The 354-nt window shown below is 51.1% G+C and carries 1 pseudogene; it reads right to left on the reverse strand.

Annotation, left to right across the window (positions count from 1 at the left end):
• Nucleotides 1-114: 114 nt before the first annotated feature.
• Nucleotides 115-354, reverse strand: a pseudogene (locus SB724_RS19555) (hypothetical protein); the annotation flags it as partial.

Raw genomic sequence — 354 nt, forward strand, 5'->3', positions numbered from 1 at the left:
CATTCGTTGTCGTCCATTTCTACATTGTAGGAATTCAAATCGGCATCCGTCAAACCGTGCGACAGCGCCAAATCTCGCAATAAGACTTTTATTCGATTCAGCTCCATATCCCTCTCACTTAACGTTAATCCTGCGCCCCTGCCCTGCGTCCGTTTTGGACTGGTTCACGGTACCGTCCATGTTCACAACGGCCCTGAACCTTCCTCCACTATCCAACACTTCGAGGTGATCCTTGTGCAATCCGTCGAGATAGAAGTAGTCGCCCTTGCTGATGGCGCCTACGTCACTGGTTGCCTTGTAAACGCTCTGACCGTCGATCGGTGTCAATCTCGTCTTTTGCGACGCATCGTCCAA

The organism is Bacillus sp. SIMBA_031 (assembly GCF_046535225.1).
Taxonomy (GTDB): domain Bacteria; phylum Bacillota; class Bacilli; order Bacillales; family Bacillaceae; genus Bacillus; species Bacillus velezensis.